This window comes from Streptomyces sp. NBC_00386 (assembly GCF_036063235.1).
Taxonomy (GTDB): Bacteria; Actinomycetota; Actinomycetes; order Streptomycetales; family Streptomycetaceae; genus Streptomyces.
This window is the reverse complement of sequence record NZ_CP107950.1, coordinates 262,448-282,276: the sequence shown is the minus strand read 5'-3', so window position 1 is coordinate 282,276 and position 19,829 is coordinate 262,448. Positions and strand designations below refer to the sequence as shown.

Genomic DNA, 19,829 nt, shown 5'->3' with positions numbered 1-19,829 from the left:
CCCCAGAAGATACGGACCTACCGGTTTTGTTATCAAGTCAAATGACGGTAAAGCGCGAGCCGTTCCGGAGGATCTTCGAACGCCGTCCGGGGGATCCGTAACGGAATATCCGATTCTGTATCCGTGCGGGCGCGCCGCTATACCGCATGCAAGGTTTTCTTCAGGTCCGGGTCGTCCGCCGGACCGTCCCGGGAATGCCGGTAAACGGGGCATTCCGGGGCGGGTGAGGGGTGTGGTTGATCGGGCGGACGGGGGGTGGCACGATACGAACCTGTCGGTTTATTTTTACTGGAGGCCGACCGGAGCCGATGCGGAGGTGAAGGCCGTGGCGCTGCAGGAGCGGGCCATCAGGACGAGGCGGGCCATCCTTGTCGCCGCCGCCGGGGTCTTCGCCGAGGTGGGCTACGAGGCGGCGACGATCTCGGAGATCCTCCAGCGGGCCGGTGTCACCAAGGGCGCGCTGTACTTCCACTTCCCTTCCAAGGACCGGCTGGCGCAGGCGGTGCTGGCGGGCCAGCTGGAGTCGATCCCGCCTCCGCCGCCGCAGGAGCTGATGCTCCAGCAGGGCATCGACGAGGCCTTCCTGCTCGCGTATCTGCTGTCGGTGGGGGATCCGATGGTCCGGGGCAGCATCCGTTTGACGGTCGATCAGGGGGCTCCGTCCGACGGTCTTGACCGGCAGGTGCCGATGAGCGGGTGGATCGAGCACAACATCGACATCCTGGGCCGGGCGAAGGAGAACGGGGAGCTGCTCCCGCACGTCCGTGTCCCCGAGGCCGCGCGGATGTTCGTGGGGGCGTTCACCGGGGTGCAGGTGCTCTCCAAGATCATGTCCGATCATGCCGATCTGCCGGAGCGGGTCTCGGACCTGCAGCGGCACCTGATGGCGAGCATCGCCGTCCCGGCGGTCCTCATGCAGCTCGACACGGCCGCGGACCGGGGGGAGCGGGTGCACGGCGCGGCGCTGCGGCTGCGCGCGACGGGCGGGCAGGTCCCGGCCGCGGGCTGACACCGGCCGCCGGTGCGGACCGGACCGGGCCGGCCGGGGGCTGACGCCGGCCGCCGGTGCGGACCGGGCCGGGCCGGCCGGAGGTGCGGGCCGGCCGGAGGTGCGGGCCGGCCGGAGGTGCGGGCCGGCCGGGGGCGGGCCGGCCGGGTGCCGGTGGGGACACAACTGAACAGTCGTCGGGGGCGTGGTCGTGGGCGCCCCCGGAGGGGGAGGGCGGGGGACCCCTCCCCTGGGCACGTGCCGTTGGTGCAACACCGACCCAGGGAGAGACGACGTGAGCACGACTGCTGTATGCCCGTACGTCCTGGACGTGAGCGGGCGGGATCTGCCGGGAGAGGCCGCGGTGCTGCGGGCCAAGGGGCCCGCCGTCCGGGTCCAGCTGCCCGGGGGGGTGATCGCCTGGGCGGTGGTGGGGCAGCGGCATGTGGAGCGGCTGCTGACCGACGCGCGGGTCTCCAAGGACGCCCGCCGGCACTGGCCCGCCTTCATCGAGGGCCGCATCACCGAGGACTGGCCGCTGTATCCGTGGGTGGCCAACGAGAACATGCTCTTCGCCTACGGGCAGAGCCACACGCGGCTGCGCCGGCTGGTGGCGGGAGCCTTCACCGCGCGGCGCACCGAGGCCCTGCGCCCCCGTGTCGCCGTGATCACCGCCGAGCTCGTGGCCGCCCTGGCCGCTTTGCCGGCCGGTGGTGAGGTCGATCTGCGGACCGCCTTCGCGGAGGTCCTGCCCATGCGGGTGATCTGCGAGCTGTTCGGGGTCCCGCAGGGCGGGCCGACCGCCGCCCTGTGTGCGGCGCTGCACAAGGTCTTCAGCACCACCCTGTCCGGCCGGGAGATGGAGGCGGCCCGCCTGCAGTCCTTCGGGCTGCTGTCGCAGCTGGTGCAGGACAAGCGGGAGCGGCCCGGGGACGATCTGACCAGTTCGCTCATCGAGGCCCGGGACCAGGACGACCGGCTGAGCGAGGCGGAGCTGCTCGGCACGCTCTTCTTGATGATCGCCGGAGGGCAGGACACGACCGCCGCGCTGATCACCAACGCCGTGGGCGCGCTGCTGAGCCACCCCGACCAGCTCGGGCACGTGCGGGCGGGCAGGGCCGGCTGGCAGGACGTGTCGGCCGAGACGATGCGCGTGCACACCCCCGGCGCCTACTCGCCGATGCGGTTCGCCGTGGAGGACATCGACCTGGACGGGGTCCTCATCCGCAAGGGCGACGCGATCCTGGTCAACTTCGCCGCCGGCGGCCGCGATCCCGAGCGCCACGGCCCGGACGCCGACCGCTTCGACGTGCTGCGCACCGACCGCGACCTGCTCGGCTTCGGGCACGGCACCCACCGCTGCATGGGCGTCCCGCTCGCGGAGGCGGAGGCCGCCGGCGCCTTCGCCGCGCTTTTTGGGCGCTTTCCCCGGATGCGGCTGGCCTGCCGTCCGCAGGAGCTGGAGCCCATGCCCAGCTTCCTGATGAACTCCTACCGCGCCCTGCCGGTGATCCTGGAGCCGCAGGACTGACACGCGCGCGCGAGCGGCGGGACCGCGTCCGCCCCCGGCCGGGGGCGGACGCGATCCCGCCGTTTTCCGTCTCCCGGCCCCCGCCGCCGCAGGGCCGGGGGTTCGTCTCGTCCTGACCGGGGCAACGTCCTCTACAATAAACGTACCAAGCGCGCGGTTTGATATTGTTCTGCGGGTTGAGGTTCCGGATGTGGGGGGCGGGCGGAGCGGAAGCGGATTTCGCGCGTGCCCCGGAGGAGGGTGGAATGGTCAAGCAGGTGAGGGCGGCGCGGACGCGCCAGTCCCTGATCCACGCCGCGGCCGAGGTGTTCGCCGCCGACGGCTACGCCCTCGCTTCCCTGCCCGTGATCAGCAGACGGGCGGGGGTCAGTGCGGGCGCCCTGCACTTCCACTTCGCCAGCAAGGACGCCCTGGCCGCCGAGGTGGAGTCCGCGGCCGCGGACTCGGTGGAGAAACTGGCCGAACGCTGCCGCGAGGGGGCCGGCGCCTCGCTGCAGCTGCTCATGCGCACGATGTCCGGCCTGCTGCTGGCCGTCGCCGACGACCCGGTGGTCAGGGCCGGCTTCAAGCTCAGCGGCGACCCCTCCCGCAAGAGCGGCGCCACCCTGCTGGTCCTGTGGCACCGGTGCGTGCGTGAACTGGTGCTGCAGGCGCAGAGCGCGGGCGAACTCGCCGACGGGGTCTCGCCGGACGGCGCGGCGACCGCGATCGTGGCGGCCACCGTGGGCCTGGAGGTGGCCGGCGAGGTGGGCGAGGGCTGGCTGCCGGCCGAGCCCGTGGAGCAGTTCTGGTCCTTGATCCTGCCGGGGCTGGCGGCCTGCCCCGAGCGGGCTCTGGACTGGGTGTCGCAGGAGGTCTAGGTCCTGGCGTCCGGGCCGTGCGGCGCCGCGGGGCAGGGCGTACGTACCCGGCTCCGCGGGCAGGGGGGCCAGATGCCCGGCGGCGCCGTGGCCGGTCCGCGGCGTCCCCCCGGCCGGGAGGTGCCCCCGCCGCGTCGCCTTGTCTCCTGCGTGCCGTGTCGCCGTGTCGCCGTGTCGCCGTGTCGCCTTGTCTCCTGCGCCGCGCGCCCGCACGCACCCTGCCCCGCCTGCACGCACCCTGCCCCGCCCGCCCGTCCGCACCCTGCCCCGCCCGGTCCGGCCGGCGCCACCCGATCCCGGGCGCCACCCGATCCCGGGCGCCACCCGGTCCCGGCGCCGGGCCCCGGCCGCCAGGTGCGCGCCGCCGGGAGTGTGCCGCGGCCCGGGCCCGGGCCGCTCCCGCGGCGCGCCGGAGAACGGGCGGGGTTTCCGGTTCCCATTGACATACCGCGCGCGCTGTTTTTTACTCGGGGTGCAGGGAAACCCTGCCGACTGCGTCAGAAACGGGGAGACGGCGTGGACATCGACGTACTGGGCGCACTCGCCGTACGGCACAACAGCGTGTCCATCACGCCCACGGCACCCAAGCCCCGCCAGGTGCTCGCCCTGCTGGCGCTGCGGGCCGGGCAGGTCGTCCCGGTGGGGGTCCTGGCCGAGGAGCTGTGGGGAGCCGGGCCCCCGCGCAGCGCCCGCGCCACCCTGCAGACCTACATCCTGCAGCTGCGCGAGCTCATCCGCGCCGCCCTGGAGGGCGGCGGGCACGGCGGGGGCGGCGGGGGTGGCGGGCGCGGCCGGGCCAAGGACGTGCTGCTGACCGTCCCCGGCGGCTACCTGCTCAAGAGCGGCGACGGCGTCAGCGACGTACGGGAGTTCGAGCGGCTGGCCGGCTGCGGGTACCGGGCCATGGACGCCGAGGACTATCCCCAGGCCGCCCGGCTGCTGCGCCAGGCCCTGGAGCTGTGGACCGGCCCCGCCCTGGCCGACGTCCGCACCGGCCCCCAGCTGCGCACCGAGGCCAGACGGCTGGAGGAGAGCCGGCTGTGCGCCCTGGACCAGCGCGTCGAGGCGGACCTGCGCCTGGGGCGCCACCGCGAACTGCTCGCCGAACTCACCGTGCTGATCAACCAGTACCCCATGCACGAGAGCCTGCACGCCCAGTACATGCTCGCGCTGCACCGCTCCGGGCGCCGCGGCGAGGCGCTCGACGCCTACCAGCGGCTGCGCGCCACCCTGGTGCGCGCCATGGGCCTGGAGCCCTCGCCCGCCCTGGCCAAGCTGCAGCGCTCCATCCTGATGTCCGGCCCCGGCACCCTCGCACCCCGCCCGGCGGCCGGCCCCGCCGTGGCCCGCGTGGGCTGACCCGCACCGTGTCCCGGGCCCTGCTGTCCACCAGGAATCGAGCACCGCTCAGCCCCGGCCGTGCAGCGTTGATCACACCTGGAGGAGGGGACCGCGCATGCCGTCGCAGCGAAAGCACCCCGCCCGGCACACCGCGCCGGCCGCGGCCCCCGCGGGCGTCGTCTACGGCCTGCTCGCCGACGCCCCCCGCTGGCCCGTCCTGCTGCCCTCCTACGTCCACGTCGAACGCGTCGACTTCGACGGCGCCCAGGACAGCCTGCGGCTGTGGCACCTGCGCCACGGCCAGGTCCGCTGCGTACTGGCCCGCCGCGTGCTGCACCCGCGCGAGCGCCGCATCGACTTCGAACTGACCGACCCCCTGCTGCCCGGCGCGCCGACGCACGGCAGCTGGAACGTGTCACCCCAGGGCGGCGGCCGCTGCCTGGTGACCCTGTGCCAGGACGCTGCGGCCGCATCCGGACAGGGGCCCGACATGCTCGAGGCACAGGTGCGGGCGCAGCTGGCGGCCGTCGTCGAGGCGGCCGAACGCTGGGACCGTCTCGACGAACTGCTGCTCTCCTTCGAGGACAGCCTCCACGTCACCGGCTCCCCGGAGATCGTCTACGACTTCCTCTACCGCATCGCGGACTGGGCCGACCTGGTTCCCCACGTCGAGCGCGCCGAGGTCACCGAGGACGTCCCCGGGGTGCAAAGGGCCGTCCTGCACACCAGCGATCCCGGCACCGGGGACACCGGCGTGGTGGAGTCCGTCCGGCTGTGTTTCCCGGCCGCCGGGCGGATCGTCCACAAGCAGACCGTGACCCCCGATCCTGTCGCCGCCCACTACGGCGAGTGGTCCCTGGAGCCCGACGCCTCGGGTGTGCGGGTCGCCTGCACGCACCAGGTGATGCTCCGCGAGGCCACGCCCGCCCCGGGCGCCGGCGCCCGCCCGGCCGACGCCCGCCGGCACGTGCGCGAGTGGCTGGGACGCACGAGCACCGAAGCCCTGACCCTGGCGCGGTGGCACGCCGAGAGCGCCCTGCGCCGGCTGCGATGAGCCCGCCCGGCGACGGCGCCGCGGCGATGGTCACCACGACGACGAGGAGATCGGCGATGGCCCCGATCCGGCCGCACCGGCATGCCGGACACCCCCCGGCCCCGCCCCAAACGCCCCCCGGCCCCGCCCCGGCGCCCCCCGGCGCGGCACGGCACGCGGCGCGCCTGGAGGCACTGCTCGGCGACCCCCGCGACCCCGCCAACCCCTACGGCCGCTCCGCCGTGCGGGCCGCGGCGCCCGGCGCCCTGCCCGCCCCGCCACCGGGCCTGCCCGGCCCCGACGACGTGCCGGGCGCCGACCAGCTCGCCCGCGCCCTGCGCCCGCTCCTGCGCCGCGACCTGGCCCTCGCCCACGCCTGGAGCATCCGCCCGCTGCTCGACACCCCGGTGCCGCACCCGGCGGCCGCGCTGCTGGGCCCGGCCGCGCTGCTCGCGGCGGCGGGCAACGTCCTGGGCGGCGCGACCCGCATCGTGGACGGCCTGAGCCGCCACGAAGCCGCCGCCCGGCAGTGGCGTCCGGTCCTGGCCACCGTCTTCGCCGACCTGCTGGCCTGCGAGAGCCTGACCGACGCGGCCCTGCGCGCCTGCCCGGCCCCGGGCCGGGACGCCCCCGCGGCCCCGCGGCACGGCGAGGAGGAGCAAGAACTGCTCGCCGCCGTCACGGCGTATCTCGTGCCGCAGCTCGCCCTCGAACTGCTCGGCGATCTCGAACTGGTGCTGAACGAGTGCGGTTTCGACGGCCGCACCCCCGAACGGCGCACCCTGGCCCGGCTGGTGCGGGACCGGGCGTTCGCCGGGGCCCACCGGGCGGACACCGGTGCTGCCCAGGCCCGCATCGTGCACGGGCTGTTCGCGGCCGGCAGCCCCGGACAGGACGACGGCACACGGCTTGAGGCCCTGCTCCGCGCCCCCCGCACCACCGAGCCACCCGGCACCGGCGCCCCCCGCACCACCACGCCACCGCCCGGTGCCGACGACACCGGCACCGCCGCGCCACCCGACACCGGCACCGCCGCGCCACCCGACACCGGCACCGCCGCGCCACCCGACACCGGCACCGCCGCGCCACCCGACACCGGCACCGCCGCGCCACCCGACACCGGCACCGCCGCGCCACCCGGCACCGGCGCCCCGCGGGCCGCCGCGCCGCCGTCCGGTGCCGACGACGCCGGCGCCGCCGCCGCCGCGCTCGCCCGCCTGGGCCGCCGTCTGGCCGCCGAGCAGCGGGCGCTGCGCACCGCCTGCGCGGTGGCCGCCGTGCACGACAGCGCCGACCCGGCGGCGCGCGCCCTGGCGGACCGCCGGGCCCTGCTGGTGCTGGCCGCCGCGACGACAGCCGCGCGGGAGACGGCCGCCGCGGCCGATCTCCCCTTCCTCGGCGACGCCGGCTGGGCGCTGTCGGCGCTCGGGCGGATCACCGTACGGCTCGGGCTGCCGCTGCCCGCCGGCATGCCCGACACACACCCAGGCGTGTGGGAGGAACTGGCCCGGCGCGCCGCCGACGGCGTGGACTGCGACCTGCACGCGACGAGGCCGGCGTGGTGAGCGCCGGCGGCGCGCCGCACCGGCGCACACCGGCGCCGCCGTTCCCCGCGCCGTTCCCTGCGCCGTGCTACGTGCCCGGCCCCGACGGGCCCTGGGAGCAGGTCCAGGAGCGATTCGAGGACACGGGCCGGGCGGTGGTGCACGCCACCTGGGGGCAGTGGCTGACACCGGCCCTGCTCGACCCCGCACTGCGCACCCTGCTCGGCCGCGACTGGCCCCGCTTTCGCCGGCATCCGGCCCCGGCCGGACGGCTGATCCTCGCCGTCTCCCGCACCGTGCTCAAGCACACGGCCGCCGCGGCCCTCCAGGTCCCCGCCGAACGGCTCGACCTCGCCTGTCTGCCGGGCGGACGCCCCGTGCTGCGCGGCCTGGGCACGGATCTCCAGGTCAGCCTCGCGCACACCGACGAGCTCATCGTGGTCGGCGTCAGCCGCGCCGGAGCGGTCGGCGTGGACGCCGAACCCGCCACACGCCGGATCTCCTTCGACGCCCTGCGCGACCACGTGTGCACCGCCGAGGAGGCCCGGCTGCTCACGGCCCTGCCCGAGGAGGAACGCACCCAGGCCTTCCTGCGCCTGTGGACCCTCAAGGAGGCGTACGCCAAGGCGCTCGGGCACGGCATGCGGCGCCGGTTCTCGGCCATCGGTTTCGAGTGGAATACGACCGGAACCGCCCGGCTCGCCGGGGACACGGCCGGGGAATGGGCCTTTGCCACCCATCTCGTCGAGGAACGCTACCTGGTGAGCGAGGCGCACCGCCCGGGCGAGGCGCACCCCCGCCGGGCCGCGCGGGCGCGGCCGCAGGGGCCGCGCACCCCGCCCGCCACAAACACGCCGAACGGGCCGCCCGGGGCACAGCCGCCGGACGGCGGGCGGGTCCTCGACTTCCCCGCTCACCGCGGCCTTGGACCGCGGTGAGCGGACACACCCGATGGGGGCCGCGGCCGGCCGGCCGGCCGTGCAGAAACGATTCGAAAAGGAGGTCGGGGTGATCGGCAGGGCTGCTGCGGCACAGCTGTCCGGTGTCCCGGGGACCGGATGAGCAGTCATCACCGCCGCCCCGGCGCCGTTCTCGCCGTCGTGCACGAACCGCCGGGCGCCCACGACGGGGCACCGCTCGTCCTCGAACTGTGCGGACCCGACCGCACGGACGCCGAGGCCATCGCCGCCCGCGTCGCGAGGTCTCATCGGGCCTACGACGTCGAACTGGACGCACCGCAGGACGGCACGGCAAAGGCCGGGCGCCCGGACCGCCACCTCCTGCGGCTCACCCCCCGCTCCCCGGCCGCGGCCGGCGCGCCGCTCACCGACGACCTGCTGGCCGACCTGCTGGCACCGCCGGCCGCGGGCACGGTCGCCGTGAGCGGGTATCGGCGGGCGCTGCTGGAGGCGGCGCTCGCCGCCCCGGGCGGCCCCGGCCACTTCGTGGAGCAGGTCTACTGGGACTGGACCGGGCCGCTGGAGCGCACCCGGTTCATCACCGCCTGGCAGTCCCTCACCGAGCGGGAGGCGGTGCTGCGCGCGTCCTTCGACTGGGCCGGCGCCCCGCGCCTGGTGCTGCACGACAGCGCGGGGATCGAGGTCGTCGAGGCCGTCCGCGATGCGCACACCGGCGCCGGCTGGGACGAACTGCTGCGCCGCGACCGCGACCGCGGCTTCGAGCCGTACCGGCCGGGCCTGCTGCGGGTGTCCCTGCTCGATTTGCCGCCGGACGCGGGCGGCGCCGGACAGGTGCCCACCCGCCTGCTGGTGACCTACCACCGGGCGCTGCTCGACGAGCGCGGGGCGCGTCTGCTGGTGCGGCAGTTCTACCGTTCCTACCTCGCCGGCGGCACGCTGCCCGGCGCGGACCGCCGGCCCGACATCCGCGACCACGCCCGCTGGCTGAGGCGCCAGGATCCGGCCGCGGCACGGGAGTTGTGGGCGGCTGCCGCACCGCCCGCCGGCGCCGCCGTCAGCCCCGCCCGTCCCGGCGGGCCGCCTTGCCGGGGCGGGGGGACGGGCAGGATCCAGCGCCGGCTCGGGCCGCCGCAGAGCGCACGGCTGCGTTCCTGGGCCGTCGGCCGGGGCGCGGGGGAGAGCAGCGCCCTGCACGTGGTGTGGGCCCTGCTGCTGTACCGGGCGGCCGGGACCCGGGGGCCGCTGCCGGTGGCCTTCGGCGTGCACGTCCCGGGACGGGACCTGCCGCTGCGGGCCGCCTCAGGCATCCCCGGACTGCTGGGCGACCCGCTGCCGATGACGGTCACCGTGGACCCGGCGGCCCCGCTGGCGGACCTGCTGCTGCAGGTGCGGGACGCGGCGCTCGACCTGACCGCCTACGCATGGGTCTGCACCGACCAGGTCCGCGAGTGGAGCGGGCGCGCCCCGGGATCCCGCCTCACCGAGACGACCGTCCGCTTCGACAGCCACCCCGAACTGCCGGCGAACCTGCGGTCCGAACTCGCGGCGCAGGGCATCAAGGTGGGCGCGCCGCGGAGCGCCGGGGGCGCCACGACCCTGCCCATCACGCTCGTCGCGCACCACGACGCCGAGGACGCCCTGGTGCTGGGCGCCCTGTACGACCGGGCCAGGTTCACCGACACCGAGGCCTCCGGTGTCCTCGCGCAGTGCCTGCAGCTGCTGCGCAGCCTGCCCGACCACCCCGATGCGCGGTTCACCGTCGGTGACGCCCTGCGTCTGCTGGGCACCTGCGCGGTGCCCGTCATGACCGTGCCGGGAGCCGGCGCCGCCGGGCCGGCGCCGGCGGTGCTGCGGGCCGGGGAACCCGGGGCGGACCTCGTGTGCCTGGTCACCGTCCCCGGCGTCACACCCGGTGTCTACGACCTGCTCCTGCGCCGGTACGAGGGGCCCGAACGCATCGTCTCGCTCACCGTCACCGGCGGGCAGGTGCCGTCCGCCGTCCTGGGGGAACTGATCGGTGACGCAGGGCGGCTGACGGTGTGCGGCGCCGGCCCGGCCGGCCGGGCCGCCCACGAGATCGCCCGCCGTGCGGCGCGCTGGACGCGGCAGGCGCCGGCCGTGGTCATGACCGGGGTCGGCGGCGCCGCCGAGAGCGCGCAGGCGCTGTCCCGGGCCCTGCTGGCGGTGCGGGCGCGCAGCGCCTGACCGGCGGCGGCCGCGGCGTCCAGCGGGCCGAGAGCGTTTCTTGAGCACCGTGGCCCAGGGTGGCGCCAGAGGAGGAGGCCCCATGGGCGACCGGGACCGTGGACAGCCGGCTCTGCGCGTCGAGCGCGGCACCGCGACCGAGGAGGAACTGGCCGCGCTGGCCGTCGTCCTGCTGGCCCTGCGCGGCCGGCGGACACCGGTGCGGCCGGCCGGCGGCTCGTGCTGGTGGCTGCGCGGCGAGGACCGCCGCGGGGTGCGCGGCCGGCGGTGAGGTGACCGCCGCAGAGACGAAACGAGAAGACTGGCCGGTCTGTTTGAGGGGAGCGCAGGCCCGGGATCGGGTCCGATCTCTCGGCCCGCACCACGGCCCCGGACGGCGTGTGCCGGTCTGCGGGTGGGTGTACGGGGCGGTAACACGGCCGTCTTTCCAGGGGAGTTGCCCGGTGAACGGCCGTCTTCGAGGGTTGCTGCACTGATGCTGGAAGGTTGTTAAAAACAGGACGATCGGTCTCGTATTGACATACCGTCTGTGCTGTTTTTTAATGTTGGAGTGTCAGCAGCGCACGTGGACAGGGGAGACGGCGTGGACATCGACGTATTAGGTGCTCTGGACGTGAGGGAGAACGGGGTGTCCGTCGCCCCGACGGCGCCCAAGCCCCGCCAGGTGCTGGCGCTGCTGGCGGTGCACGCGGACCGGGTGGTGCCGGTCGCCTCGCTCATCGAGGAACTGTGGTCGGGCCGGCCGCCGCGCAGCGCACGCACCACCCTGCAGACCTACGTGCTGCAGCTGCGCGAACTGATCGGGGCGGCGCTGGAGCACGGCGCCGCACAGGAACCCGCCGCCGGGCCGCAACGCCGCACCGCCAAGGACGTCCTGGTCACCCTGCCGGGCGGCTACCTGCTGGCCGCCGCGGGCGGCACCAGCGACGTCCGCGAGTTCGACCGCCTGGCCGGACTGGGCTACCGGGCCATGGACGCCGGCGACTTCGCGGGCGCCTCCCGCACCCTTGCCGCCGCCCTGGACCTGTGGTCGGGATCCGCCTTCGCGGACGTGCAGACCGGGGCCCAGCTCGCCATGGAGGCCAGGCGCCTGGACGAGAGCCGGCTGTGCGCGATGGACCAGCGCATCGAGGCGGACCTGCGGCTGGGCCGGCACCGCGAAGTCCTCGCCGAGCTCACGGTTTTGACCAGCCGTTACCGCAGCCACGAGAACCTGCACGCCCAGTTCATGATCGCGCTGCACCGCTCGGGGCGGCGCGGCGAGGCGCTCAACGCCTACACCCACCTGCGCACCACCCTCGGCCGCGACCTGGGCCTGGAACCCTCCCCGCGGCTGCGCCGGCTCCAGCACACGATCCTGATGGACGCGCCCGAGAGCGGCCCGGTCCCGGCCCGGGCCGTGCACCACCCGGACGCCGGGGCCCAGATCGCCGGCCGGTAGCCGGCCGCCCCGGCGGCGCCGCGGACCTTCCTGCCCCGCTGCGCCACAGCCTCGTCCTCCCCCGCACGCGGGAGGCACCCCCACCCCCGCCCGAAGGCCGGGGCATCCACGAAGGGACGACCCTGTGACCAGCGAGCCGACGGCAGCGTCCGATGGCCACGCAGACATCCTCGCCGAGCTCACCGCCGTGCTGGCCCATGTCGTGCACGCCGACCCCGACCGGGTCGACCCCGGACAGCCCTTTTCCGTCCTCGGCCTGGACTCCCTGCTCACCGTCGAGTTCGTCTCGGCCATCGAGGGGCACTTCGGCGTCCGGATCGCCGGCGCGGACCTCTACGAGTACGCCACCCCCGCCCTCCTGGCCCGCCACCTGGCGGCCCTGCGCCGCGGCACCGGTGAGGCCCCCGCGGCCCAGGACTCCGGCGCCGCGGCCGCGGTGCTGCAGGTACTGCGCCACCAGCTGGCACAGATCCTGCACTGCGACCCCTGGGAGATCGAAGGCGGCGCCGCCTTCGCCGAGCTGGGCATCGACTCCATCCTGGCGGCGGACTTCGCCGCCGGCGTCAACCGCGCCTACGGCCTGAGCGAACGCCCCGTCACCGTCCACGAGCATCCCAGCCTCGCCGCGATGGCCGCCTACATCGCCTCCCGCACCCGGGGCACACCGGCCCCCGACACTCCCGACACCCCCGACACCCCCGACACCCCCGGCGGCGCACCGGCCGCGCCCGGGCAGCCGCCGGCCCCTGTGGCGCGGACGCGGCCCGCGCTGTCCCGGCAGGAGGTGCTCGCGCTCCTGGACGCGGTGCGCGGCGAGCGGATCGGCGTCGACGAGGCCGCCGCACTCCTGGCCGACCGTCCGGCCTGAACGGGGGCCACCACCCGCGCAGCACCGACAGCCCGCGCCTGCTTCGGCCCCGGCGGCCCCCGCGCCGCCGCCTCGCTGCGTCCGCAGCAGGCGGCGAACCGAGACGGACTGAAACGACACGATGACCATCACCGCACCGGAGCCCCCCGCCACCGGGCCCGCCCCGCACCACGAGACGGTGCCCCCGGTGAAGCTGTGGCTGTGCCCCAACGACGCCCTCCCGCCCGCCATCGCCGCCGTCCTGGCCCCGCACTGGCTCGACGAGCGCGAGAACGAGACCGCGGCCCGGTTCCTCTTCGAACGCGACCGCCGGCAGTACCTCGTCGCCCACACCCTGGTCCGCCGGGCTCTGGCGCTGGAGGTCGGCCTCGGCGAGGCCGAGCTGGTCATCTGGCGCTCCTCCCGCGGGCGGCCCTTCCTGCAGCCGCTGCCCGGCGGCCTGCCCAGAGGCGGCGGCCATCTCGACTTCAACCTCTCCCACGCGGGCGGCTACAGCCTGCTCGGCATCGTCCGCACCCAGCGCGTCGGCGTCGACGTCGAGTGCCTGGACCGGGAGGCGGGCGCCCTGGACACCATCCTGACCACCTTCACCCCCCAGGAGCAGCACTGGGCGTCCCAGGTATCCCCGGGACGCCGGCGCGACCGCCGGGTGCTCAGACTGTGGACGCTGAAGGAGGCCTACTCCAAGGCCCGCGGACTGGGACTCGGGCTGCCCTTCGACGAGTTCGCCTTCACCCTGGACGACGACCGGGGAGTCCTCGCCTTCCAGCCGCCCGCCGACGACCCGAGCGGACGGTGGCGGTTTGTGGAACTGGAACCGGTGCCCGGCGTGCTGGCCGCGGTGGCCCTGCCCGCGGACGAAAGCCCCGCCCCGCACCTGGAACTGCACCAGGGATTCCCCTGGGACCGGGCCGCCCCGCACACCATCACCCTGCCGCAGCCCGTGGGCGCACCGCACGACCAGGTCCGCGGGGGGACCGCCGCGCCGCCCTGACCCGGCGCGCCGCCGCCCCGCAAGCCGGACGGGGAACCCGCAGTCCATCGGATCCGATGAACCCGCAGTCCACCGGATCCATCGGATCCCTCCGTGGAGATCCCCCTCCTCCAGGAGGGGGCGAAAGCCCGGTTCCGGAGCCGGTCCCGGCATGCGTACGGGTGGTCTCGGGCACCGCGCGCATGCGGCGCACCACCTGACGTGGAGCACCGCTGGAGGACCGCTACAGGAAAACGCTCGGGGGGCACGGACACGGCTAGCGTGCCTAGCGGCGGAGATTTCCGGCCACACAAGGAACTGGACAGGGAACTCGACGAGGTGGGGAGGCCACCATGGAGATTCAGGTTCTGGGTCCGTTGAGTGCCGAGGTCAACGGGGGATCCATCGTTCCGACGGCGGGCAAGCCGCGACAGATCCTGTCGCTGCTGGCGCTCTATCCGGGACGGGTCATGCCTGTTCCCACGCTCATGGAGGAACTCTGGGGAACCGAGCCTCCGGCGAGCGCACTGACGACCCTTCAGACATACATACTCCAACTGCGCAGGCGGCTCGGCACGGCCATGGGCCCGGGCGCACCGTCCGGCGCGAAGGACGTTTTGGCCACACGGCACGGCGGATACCTGCTCCAGATCGACAAGAGCTGTGTCGACGTGCACGCCTACGAGGAACTGATCCGGCAGGGACAGTCGGCGTTCGTGGAAGGCGACGACGAGGTGTCCGCAGCGCGGTTCTGCGCGGCACTGGACCTGTGGACCGGCGCACCCCTGGTCGACGTGAAACTCGGTCCCGTCCTGGAGATCGAGGTGATGCGGCTGCAGGAGAGCCGGCTGGTCACCGTCGAGCGGCGCATCGACGCCGATCTGCGGCTCGGCCGCCACGCGCAGCTGATCGCCGAGCTGACCGAGCTGACCGCCCGCCACCCGCACCACGAGGGACTGCACTCCCAGGTGATGGTGGCGATGTACCGCTCGGGCCGGCAGGCCACCGCGCTGGAGGTCTACCGCAGGCTGCGCATCCGGCTCATCGACGAGCTGGGTGTGGAACCCTCCCCGCAGCTGCAGCGCATGCACCAGGCCATGCTGGCCGTGGACCCGCAGCTGGACATGCTGGCGGGACCGCGCCACGGCTCGACGTTCGACCTGTTCGCGGCGTGAGCAACGACGCCGCCCGGCCCCGGCCGGGCGGCCGTTGCGCCCCGGCCCACCGCACGGCCACCGGCCCGTCGCCGGACGGCCGGACCGGCATCCGGTCCGGCCGTCCGGCATTTCTGGTACGGGTACTCAGAGGGCTCGGACGGCCGCCTGCAGCCGGGTCGGCGTTGCCCGCAGGGCCCCCGGTGCGGCGAAGGTGCCCAGGCAGAGAGCATCGTCCACTCGTCCTGCATCCCCGCTCCAGCACGGACGGCCACGATCTACGGGCCGGCCCTGTGGCCGTACCCATGACGGATCGCGAGGAAGGGTCTCTCGTCGTGACGCTGACGCTGACCGAGCCCCTCAGCGGGGCACTGCATGAACTCCTCGCCGCGCGCAGCTTGCGCGAGCGCAACAGGGAACTCGTCCTCGCGCTGGTCGCGGCGGGCAACCGGGGCGAGGTCAACTGTCTCACCCGCCACTGGGCGGGCGCCGCCGCAACGGGCGGACGCACACTGCCCGACGGGCTGGGGCTCACGCTCGAGAGCGTCGTCGCCGACAACGGCGTCGTCGCCCTGCGCGCCACCGCCCGTGCCGAAGGGGCGGTCTGGTCGCTGGCCGCGGAGCTCCGCTTCGATGCCGCGGGCCGGATCCAGCAGTGCCACGACCTGCTCGTGCCGAACACGCCGGCGAGCTGACGCAGTCCCGGACAGGGACCGGCCTGCCTGCCGTGCGGGCGGCTTCGGGCCGTCACCGGCCGCTGCCCGGGCACCGCAAGCGGCAGGCCGGGGCTGGGCCGGGGGCTTGCGGGGCGGGTTGACCGCGGCACCGTCGGCGAAACGGCCGACACCGGTGAACAGCAGGGCATCCGGCCCGCCGAGGACATCCGGGCGCGCCGCCGGCCGGCTCCCGCCTGCCCGAACGGTCCTTGCTCCCGGCGTGCTGCCCGAACCGAGGACCGTTCGGGGGCCGCTGGAGAAAACGGACGGCCCGCACGCGCCGGAGCTAGCGTGAACAGACCGGGGCTCCGGCCTTGCCGGCGCGTGCCCGCCCGCCAGGGCCCGCACGCCGCCCCCCCGAGCCCAGGGGGCAGTTGCTCGTTCCGTACGGGGGTGTCCGGAAAGGGGAAGGCGATGAACGGTGACCGGCCCGCCGGTGTGTGCGCGGTGATCGACCCCGAACAAGGTGAGCACAACACCATGGAACTGCACGGGACACTGGACACCGCCTTTTTCCACCGCGCCCTGCACCGCGTCGCGGAGATCCGCCCCGGTGCCCGGCACGGGGGATTCCGGCTGCTGCGGCACCAGCCCGACCTGCACACCGTCGAACTGTCCGGCACCGAGGCGGCCCCCGCGCCCGCCGCCGTGGGCCTGCTCGCCGACCTGCTCACCGCCGCCCCCGAGCCCTGCCCCGACGGCGGACCGGCCGCCGGATCGGCGGGCCCGCCCTGCCGGACGCTGCCGCGCACCGAACCGCTCACCCCCCTGCAGCAGCAGCGGCTCGCCGACGCCCTGGCCCGGCCCGGCCACCAGGCCGAGCAGATCCTCTGGCGCTGGCACGGCCCCCTGGACACCGCACGCTTCGAAGCGGCCTGGCACGCCGTCGGCGAGCGGGAGAGCGTGCTGCGCACCGCCTTCGTATGGGACCCCCGGCCCCGCGCCGTCGTCTTCGACCGCGCCATCACCGACATCGTCCGCCACCTGGGCACCACGGTGATCCGGCGCACGGCACTGGCGGCCCGCGAACGCGCCCGCGCCTTCGACCTGCGACGCCCACCAGCGGTACGCCTGGCCCTGCTGGACAGCGGCCCCCACGACGCGGCGGCACCCTTCACCGACGTCCTGGTCACCTACCACCGTGCCCTGCTGGACAGCTGGAGCGTGCGGCTGCTGATGCGCGAGTGCTGCCGCGCCTACCTCGCCGGCGGGACCCTGCCCGGCGGCCCGCGCCGTCCCGACCTCGGCGACTGCGCCCGCCTGCTCGGCGCCCAGGACCCCGGCCCCGCCCACGATTTTTGGCGCGGCCCCGCCCACCGGCCCCCCACACCTGCGCCCGGCCCCGCCCGGCCCACGGACAACGGCACCGGCACCGGCACTGGCACCGGCACCGGCGTGCTGCGCGCCGCCCTGTCCCCGGCCCGCAGCACCCGCCTGGCCCACTGGGCGGCACGCTGGGGCGTCGCGGAGAGCAGCGTCCTCCAGGCCGTGTGGACCCTGCTCCTCTACCGCGCCCGCCAGAGCGCGCCCGCCCCCGCGACCATCGAATTCGGCCTGGACTTCCCCGGCCGCGGACTGCTCCTGGAAGGCATCGAGGGCGTCCCCGGCCCGTTCGAGAACGCGCTGCCCCTCACCGTCGCCCTCGACCCGGCACTGCGACTGCCCCGGCTGCTGCGCACCCTGCGCGACCAGGTGATGGACCTGTCCGCCTACGAATGGGCCACCGCCGGCAGAGCGGCCACCGGCACCGGTGCGCCGACGCGGGCCGGCGGTCTGCTCGCCTTCGACTGCGGCCCGCGCCCCGAAACCGCCTACGGCGACGAACTCGCCGCCCACGGCATCCGCCTGGAGGAACAGCAAGCAGCCGCAACGCCCGCCGGATACGCCCTGCGCCTGCGCGCCGGCCACGACACCCACCGCGCGCTCGTCCTGACCTGCGCCTACGACCGCGACCTCATCGACACCGGCACCGCCCGCACCCTGCTGGCACACACCGTGCGCCTGCTGCGTCTGCTGCCCGCCACGGCGAGCGCGGCCACCACCGTCGCCGACGTGCTGGCCTGGATGCCGAAGACGGCCACGCCCCCGGTACCGGACGGCCCCGCCGCCTGGGACACCGCCCCCCTGGTGCTGCTGCGCGGCGCGTCAACACCCACGGCGGCCACCGTGTGCCTGCTCGACGTCCCGGGCGCCCCGCACACCGGGCACCGCGAACTGGTACGGCACTACCGGGGACCCGAAGCCCTGACCGCGCTGCGGCTCACCGCCGGCCGGCAGGCCGCCCAGGCCGACGTCCTCACCCGCCTCGCCCGCTCGGCGGGCCGGCTGGTCCTCGGCGGGTACTCCGGCACCGGCGTTCTGGCCTGCGAACTGGCCAGGCAGGTCACCGCACCCGGAGTGCGCACACCGCTGGTCGTGGTCGGCGGCGCCGGCCACCACCCGGGCGGCCCCCGGAGCCTGGCACGCGCCCTGCAGCGGGCCGGCGCGTCAGCCGCCCGGCCCTGAGCCATCACGCACCCCTGCACCCGTCATGCCCGCACCACCACGGGGAAAGACCGCGAGGGAAAGACCACCACGGGGGGGAAGACCGCTACGGTGAAGACCGCTTCTAGGGCCAGTTGATGTCGTCGTCGGACGACGTGTCACGCATCGGCGCCGGCCGGCCGGCCGGGCCCATGCGGACGGCGCGGCGGGCAGGAACCGCGTGTTTCATCAGACCCTCCGTGGACGCGGACGAGGACAGCTCCCGTGAGCGAGGACGGACCGGTGCGCAGGTACCGGCCCCGGCGCTTGAGACATTGCCTGCAACCGCTCAAGAACCGCTCGAGGAACGCCAGACGAATCCCTGAGGTTCGCACGAACTCCGAGGCACGGCATCTGGCAAAACATTGCCCCGCCCTTGCCCGGCCCCCTAGGCTCGTTGCGGCCCCCGGTGCACCGGGGTGGCACGCCCCGCCCCGCCCCACCGGCCACCCCCCACCCGTCCGTCCCAGGGAATGGTCACATGCTGCGTCAGCCCGCGTTCGGCCGTCGTCTCCGCAAACTGCGACAGGCCCGCGGGCTGTCCCAGACCGCCCTGGCCGGTGACGGCATGTCCACCGGATACCTCTCCCGCCTGGAGTCCGGCGCACGCCAGCCCACCGAACGGGCCGTCGCCCACCTCGCCGAACGGCTCGGCCTGGACGCGGCCGACTTCGAGGAACCCGCCGGCGGCTCACTGGCCCACGCCCTGTCGCTGGTCTCCTCCACCGGCTCCGGCACGGCGATGGAAACGCTGCGCGAAGCCCTGGCGGCCGAGGGACACGAGGCACCGGTGCTGCGCTGGCAGGCCCTGTGGCAGCTCGCCGGGCAGCGGCGCCTCCAGGGCGACCACGCCGGAGAGCGGGAGTACCTGCAGGAACTGGTCCGCCTCGGCGACGCGGTCGGGCTGGTCGCCCTGCGGGTCCGCGGCCTGACCCGCCTCGCCCGCTGCCTGCGCGCGCTGGGCGAGATCACCGCCGCCCTCGACGCCGCGACCGCGGCCCACCACCTCGCCCGCGAGGACGACCTCGACGCGGAGGACCGCGCCGCGGTGCTGCTGGCACTGATCTCGGTGGAGGCCGAAGCGGGCCGGATGCCCGACGCGCGGGCCCACGCCGACGAACTGGTCGAACTCGTCGCGGGCCGCAGCGACGCACTGTGGGCGGAGTCCATGTGGACCGCCGCGGTGGTACGCCTGCGCCAGGGCGACCACACCGCCGCGCAGATCTACCTGGAAGAGGCCCTGGAGAAGTTCAGCAGCCAGGACGACCTCGTTCTGTGGCTGCGCCTGCGGTTCACGGCCAGCCGCCTGTACCTGCAAAAACAGCCGCCGAACGCCCAGGCCGCCGAGCGGTGCCTCACCGACGCCGAACCCGCACTCGCCTTCGTCGGCACCCCCGGCCTGCGCCAGGACCTGCTCGCGCTCAAGGCGGACGTCGCCTTCTTCCGCGCCCGCTACGACGAGGTCCACGCCCTGCTCGGCGAACTCGCCGAGATGGAGCTGAGGATGAGCTACCGCGACCGGGTACGCCTGGACATCCTGCGCAACCAGCTGCGCATCCGCTCCGGTGACCCAAGCGGCATCCAGGGACTGCGGGACCTGGCCGAACAGGCCCAGGCCGGCGCCAACATCGACCTGGCCGCGGACATCTGGCGCATCCTCGCCGAATCCCTGGCGGGCCCCGCCGAACAAAGCGGCCCGGCCCCCTCCGGGACCTGAGCACCCGCTCCGAAA

The 19,829-nt window shown here is 75.1% G+C and carries 16 protein-coding genes; all 16 read left to right on the top strand.

Annotated elements, in window-relative coordinates:
• Positions 1 to 325 precede the first annotated feature (325 nt).
• The 16 genes from OG780_RS01035 (at position 326) to OG780_RS00960 (ending at position 19,814) form a co-directional block, all read left to right on the top strand.
• Positions 326 to 1,009: a ScbR family autoregulator-binding transcription factor gene (locus OG780_RS01035; protein WP_328443688.1), complete on the top strand. Its 684-nt coding sequence runs from the start codon at positions 326 to 328 to the stop codon at positions 1,007 to 1,009.
• Between the two features lie 274 nt (positions 1,010 to 1,283).
• Positions 1,284 to 2,519, top strand: a complete 1,236-nt coding sequence (locus OG780_RS01030) for a cytochrome P450 family protein (RefSeq protein ID WP_328443686.1) — start codon at positions 1,284 to 1,286, stop codon at positions 2,517 to 2,519.
• A gap of 245 nt (positions 2,520 to 2,764) precedes the next feature.
• The gene (locus OG780_RS01025) at positions 2,765 to 3,379 is read left to right on the top strand and encodes a ScbR family autoregulator-binding transcription factor (protein ID WP_328443684.1); all 615 of its coding nucleotides are present in this window, start codon (positions 2,765 to 2,767) and stop codon (positions 3,377 to 3,379) included.
• A gap of 516 nt (positions 3,380 to 3,895) precedes the next feature.
• Positions 3,896 to 4,738, top strand: a complete 843-nt coding sequence (locus OG780_RS01020; protein ID WP_328443682.1) for an AfsR/SARP family transcriptional regulator — start codon at positions 3,896 to 3,898, stop codon at positions 4,736 to 4,738.
• 97 nt (positions 4,739 to 4,835) lie between these two features.
• A complete protein-coding gene (locus tag OG780_RS01015) occupies positions 4,836 to 5,774 on the top strand; it encodes an SRPBCC family protein (protein ID WP_328443680.1) in 939 nt (312 codons plus the stop codon).
• A gap of 56 nt (positions 5,775 to 5,830) precedes the next feature.
• Positions 5,831 to 7,318: a hypothetical protein gene (locus OG780_RS01010; RefSeq protein ID WP_328443678.1), complete on the top strand. Its 1,488-nt coding sequence runs from the start codon at positions 5,831 to 5,833 to the stop codon at positions 7,316 to 7,318.
• 71 nt (positions 7,319 to 7,389) lie between these two features.
• Complete coding sequence (locus OG780_RS01005; protein ID WP_328443676.1) at positions 7,390 to 8,235, top strand: 4'-phosphopantetheinyl transferase family protein; 846 nt, start codon at positions 7,390 to 7,392, stop codon at positions 8,233 to 8,235.
• 120 nt (positions 8,236 to 8,355) lie between these two features.
• Entirely contained in the window at positions 8,356 to 10,422 is a 2,067-nt protein-coding gene (locus OG780_RS01000) for a condensation domain-containing protein (protein ID WP_328443674.1), read from the top strand.
• 82 nt (positions 10,423 to 10,504) lie between these two features.
• Entirely contained in the window at positions 10,505 to 10,693 is a 189-nt protein-coding gene (locus OG780_RS00995; RefSeq protein WP_328443672.1) for an acyl-CoA carboxylase epsilon subunit, read from the top strand.
• Positions 10,694 to 11,005: 312 nt separating this feature from the next.
• Positions 11,006 to 11,863: an AfsR/SARP family transcriptional regulator gene (locus OG780_RS00990; protein ID WP_328457812.1), complete on the top strand. Its 858-nt coding sequence runs from the start codon at positions 11,006 to 11,008 to the stop codon at positions 11,861 to 11,863.
• Between the two features lie 124 nt (positions 11,864 to 11,987).
• A complete protein-coding gene (locus OG780_RS00985) occupies positions 11,988 to 12,731 on the top strand; it encodes a phosphopantetheine-binding protein (RefSeq protein ID WP_328443670.1) in 744 nt (247 codons plus the stop codon).
• 121 nt (positions 12,732 to 12,852) lie between these two features.
• Positions 12,853 to 13,725 (top strand): 4'-phosphopantetheinyl transferase family protein, encoded by an 873-nt coding sequence (locus OG780_RS00980; protein ID WP_328443669.1) that lies wholly within the window; start codon positions 12,853 to 12,855, stop codon positions 13,723 to 13,725.
• Between the two features lie 332 nt (positions 13,726 to 14,057).
• Positions 14,058 to 14,879: an AfsR/SARP family transcriptional regulator gene (locus OG780_RS00975; RefSeq protein ID WP_328443668.1), complete on the top strand. Its 822-nt coding sequence runs from the start codon at positions 14,058 to 14,060 to the stop codon at positions 14,877 to 14,879.
• A gap of 314 nt (positions 14,880 to 15,193) precedes the next feature.
• Positions 15,194 to 15,553 (top strand): hypothetical protein, encoded by a 360-nt coding sequence (locus tag OG780_RS00970; protein WP_328443666.1) that lies wholly within the window; start codon positions 15,194 to 15,196, stop codon positions 15,551 to 15,553.
• Positions 15,554 to 15,988: 435 nt separating this feature from the next.
• On the top strand, positions 15,989 to 18,079 hold the full coding sequence (locus OG780_RS00965) for a condensation domain-containing protein (RefSeq protein WP_328443664.1): 2,091 nt from the start codon (positions 15,989 to 15,991) through the stop codon (positions 18,077 to 18,079).
• A gap of 499 nt (positions 18,080 to 18,578) precedes the next feature.
• Positions 18,579 to 19,814, top strand: a complete 1,236-nt coding sequence (locus tag OG780_RS00960) for a helix-turn-helix domain-containing protein (RefSeq protein WP_328443662.1) — start codon at positions 18,579 to 18,581, stop codon at positions 19,812 to 19,814.
• Positions 19,815 to 19,829: the final 15 nt, after the last annotated feature.